The 2,699-nt window shown below is 23.6% G+C and carries 5 protein-coding genes and 1 pseudogene; 3 read left to right on the top strand and 3 right to left on the bottom strand.

Annotated elements, in window-relative coordinates:
• Positions 1 to 29: 29 nt before the first annotated feature.
• Complete coding sequence (locus AJ932_RS01970) at positions 30 to 317, top strand: hypothetical protein (RefSeq protein ID WP_173405599.1); 288 nt, start codon at positions 30 to 32, stop codon at positions 315 to 317.
• A 50-nt stretch (positions 318 to 367) separates the two neighbouring features.
• Here the strand turns inward: AJ932_RS01970 and AJ932_RS10945 are convergent.
• A pseudogene (locus AJ932_RS10945) lies at positions 368 to 1,289 on the bottom strand (tyrosine-type recombinase/integrase).
• Positions 1,290 to 1,518: 229 nt separating this feature from the next.
• Here AJ932_RS10945 and AJ932_RS01955 point away from each other — a divergent pair.
• Positions 1,519 to 1,749 carry a hypothetical protein gene (locus AJ932_RS01955; RefSeq protein ID WP_052950071.1) on the top strand — a complete coding sequence of 77 codons (231 nt, stop codon included), beginning with the start codon at positions 1,519 to 1,521 and terminating at the stop codon, positions 1,747 to 1,749.
• 12 nt (positions 1,750 to 1,761) lie between these two features.
• Positions 1,762 to 1,989 (top strand): WGR domain-containing protein, encoded by a 228-nt coding sequence (locus AJ932_RS01950; RefSeq protein ID WP_002799350.1) that lies wholly within the window; start codon positions 1,762 to 1,764, stop codon positions 1,987 to 1,989.
• Between the two features lie 312 nt (positions 1,990 to 2,301).
• Here AJ932_RS01950 and AJ932_RS10470 read toward each other — a convergent pair whose 3' ends face one another.
• A complete protein-coding gene (locus AJ932_RS10470; RefSeq protein ID WP_002807233.1) occupies positions 2,302 to 2,445 on the bottom strand; it encodes a hypothetical protein in 144 nt (47 codons plus the stop codon).
• An 11-nt stretch (positions 2,446 to 2,456) separates the two neighbouring features.
• A partial coding sequence (locus AJ932_RS01945) for a hypothetical protein (RefSeq protein ID WP_002871600.1) occupies positions 2,457 to 2,699 on the bottom strand: 243 nt, incomplete at its 5' end.

The raw sequence follows: 2,699 nt of genomic DNA, 5'->3' as shown, positions 1-2,699 counted from the left end.
TTGAAAATAAAGAAAATAGAGAAAAACTCATAAAAACCCTAATAATACACTTAAATTCTTATTTAGAGGCTGAAAGTAATCTACAAAAAATCAAGATTTTAGTCAAAATATATCAAAATTTACAAAAATGTAGCCGAACTCCTGATCTTATTGATATAGAAGAACTTGAATTTAACAAAGAAGACATTTTCGAAGAATTATTTTATGCTTTAGGCGGTTTAGGAGGTATGTATTCCGTAGAAATAATACAATCAAGAATTGCAAATTTCATCAAAATACTTGGCGGAGAACCTAAACTTTTATTAGAACAATTTTAAACACATAGACTTCTTCTTGAAGTCTATGCAAATACTCAATTTTAGAAAAATTAATTATTCGATAACGCAGCTTTTATTGTATCATTTGTTGCTTTGGCATATATAGTTGTAGTATTTAGATTTGCATGTCTTAGAATTTTTTGTATGACCACAAGATTTGTTCCTTTGGCTGTTAATCTCATGGCTAAAGTGTGTCTAAGCAAATGAAGTCCTTTTTTGCTGATCAAAGCTTTAGCGTAAATATTATTTACAATCAAAAAAGCATTGCTTCTATTTAAATGTTTTCCTGTGCTAGTTTGCATTATGTAATCACTATCTTGGATATTTTCTTTAAAATATTCAAGCTCGTCTTCAATTTCTTCTTTTTTAATAAATGCAAATTGTTCTTTACCGCCCTTGCCTATTATGGATATTTTTAATATTTCATCATCAACCTCTTCAAAATCACAAAGTTTTACATTTAAAGCTTCAGAAATTCTAAGTCCTCCATAAAGCATAAGTTTTTTCTAAAACTATTGTAAACTTCTTTTTTTGCTTTTTCTTTCTCTAAAACATTATTTAGCCTTATAATTTCATTTTCATTAAGATAATTTAATTTTTCTTCTGATTTTTCTGTTCTAAATCTAATTTTCTTCATATCAAAGGAAAAAATAAACAAATCATCATTATTATCGCTTATAAAAAAAGCTAGTTAATACTCTCAAATAAGTTATTTTTGTTTTTTTTTGATAGTTTATTGCCATTTTTTGAATTATTTTCTAAATAATTAAGAAAATTGACTAAAAAAGTCGTTTTTATATCGTTTATTTGCATTTCATCTTGATAATTTAAAGAATATTCTACAAATTCTAGTAAAATACGCCTATAAAGTAAAAAAGTATTATTTGAATAGGATAATGCTTGAATATGTTTCAAATAAGCTTCTATCCAACGCTCTAAATCTTCGCTTATTGTAGTATTTTTAAGTTTCATTTTATTTATATCCTTTTTTTTATAACATAATGGTACATTATGTTATATTTATTTGCTTGTGTTAATATCAAAATATATATTTTAATAGGCTTATTTTGATATAAGATTATGTTATATATTTTAAATTATACCATAAAAATATTTATATTTTTGCATTATTTGTCTATTTATACAATTTTTTATTAAAATTATGGTATAATTTATATATTTTAACAAATAAAGGATAAAAATGGAAAAAAATGCAATAAATAATGAAAATATTCAAAAAAATGAAATATTAATTCCAAAAAGAGTATTATTTGATGAAAAAACATTAAAAATGATAGAAATGATGATTCCTACTTACAAAGATGAAATTTCTAATACAAATAAAGAAAATGAGAAAATTAATCAAATGATTAAGCTTGCTATAGAAAAAATGTTTAAAAATGATTTTTTGAATAAAATAAATAATTTTTAATTAGGTTTTTTTATGAATAATGTTTTGTTGCACAGAATAACTGAGAAAGGAAACATTCGCTATTATAGCATAGAAATTATTGCCACTCTATTTGAGGAATATATGGTTGAGAGAGTTTACGGAAATGTGCGTTTTAAAAGTTGTACAGGAAGAAAAAATAATGTATTTCCAAGTTTTAATGAGGCACAAATTTTTTTTGAGAGGTTAAAGAAACAAAAAATGAAAAAAGGGTATGCGTAAGTTTTTGCTCAAAAAACAAGAAAAAACATTGATAAAATAGGCTTTTGAGATAAGCTTTTAGCTAAACTCTCAAAAACAGGTAAAAAATCCTTATCAAATCCGCTAATTTCAATTTTTATAGCCATTTGTATCCTTTCTTATATAATTTTTATTTTTATTATACCATAAAGGGTTTTGTTGTAAAATTGGAAAAAACTTTTTTTATATATAAAATTACATAAATAAGACAATCAAAATACAATATAAAAGATTAAAGAATAGTAAAAACGGTTTTTTAAAAAAACTAATATAAATATATGGCTAATTATATAATTAATCCTCCTCTAAGCCATCATTAATTCCTGCTTCTGCAAGTTCAAGCTGTTCTTTTTGATACACTTTATCATCTTTAAAGGCTTCAAAACTTTTTTCCCATAAAACCTTTCTTTGCTCTATATATTCTTGATCTTTACACATATTAATCCTTTTTATTTATCAGGTTTAAAACCACTATCTAAAATTATTTTTGTCATTGCACCTTTAAGTTTATCAAAACGATTTAAAGCTTGCATATTGCTAACTCTAAGCAATCTTATTTTATCATCTTTTTTATAAAACACTTTAAAAACTTCATCACTTTGTTTGTGTTTTACCATATCATCTAAAGTAGGACTATCTATGAATTCATATTCTTTGGTAAAATCTTCATTTAAAACATCGAATAAATCTTG

The organism is Campylobacter sp. BCW_6873, from assembly GCF_001762365.1.
In the GTDB taxonomy this organism is placed as follows: Bacteria; Campylobacterota; Campylobacteria; order Campylobacterales; family Campylobacteraceae; genus Campylobacter_D; species Campylobacter_D jejuni.
The sequence above is the reverse complement of the archived record's forward strand: the minus strand, read 5'-3'. Positions and strand labels throughout refer to the sequence as shown.

Coding starts and splice junctions, on each gene's coding strand:
- AJ932_RS01950 (WP_002799350.1), top strand. CDS start 1,762: ATGAATAATGTTTTGTTGCACAGAATAACTGAGAAAGGAAACATTCGC.
- AJ932_RS01955 (WP_052950071.1), top strand. CDS start 1,519: ATGGAAAAAAATGCAATAAATAATGAAAATATTCAAAAAAATGAAATA.
- AJ932_RS10470 (WP_002807233.1), bottom strand. CDS start 2,445: ATGTGTAAAGATCAAGAATATATAGAGCAAAGAAAGGTTTTATGGGAA.